We start from the raw sequence: 382 nt of genomic DNA on the forward strand, positions 1-382 counted from the left end.
ACCGGCGAACGGGCTGGCGAATACATCGTCGTGGTGGTCGATGATCCCTCTCTGGCACAGGGCCTGCGCGCGAGCCTGTTCCAGTCGGGCCGGGGTGGACGGGTCTGGCAGCTTGTCTGGAACCGCCCGCAGAAACGTCAGGGAGCACGAGAATGATGCGCCTGGTTGCAGGAGCAGGACGGGGTGGCCGCAATGCCAGCACGCGCATCAGGTTCAGCGTTGCCCGGATGTGCTGCACGGGGCTGGCGGCTTCGCTGGTGCTGCTGATGCATTCTGCCAGCGCGCAGGACATCGAGGGAATGATCCGTCGGGCAGCAGAGCGGGTTGCCCTGCCGCCGGAATGGATCCGCGCGGTGATGCAGGTCGAAAGCGGTCGTGATGC

At 66.2% G+C, this 382-nt stretch carries 1 protein-coding gene and 1 pseudogene; both read left to right on the top strand.

The window, feature by feature from the left end:
• Positions 1-156 (top strand): DUF736 family protein (locus tag B7G66_RS16110; RefSeq protein WP_148424814.1); only part of this gene is annotated, 156 nt, incomplete at its 5' end.
• Positions 153-382: pseudogene (locus B7G66_RS16115) on the top strand (lytic transglycosylase domain-containing protein); the annotation flags it as partial. The gene B7G66_RS16110 and the pseudogene B7G66_RS16115, both read left to right, overlap by 4 nt.

Source organism: Novacetimonas hansenii JCM 7643, from assembly GCF_000964405.1.
Lineage (GTDB): Bacteria > Pseudomonadota > Alphaproteobacteria > Acetobacterales > Acetobacteraceae > Novacetimonas > Novacetimonas hansenii.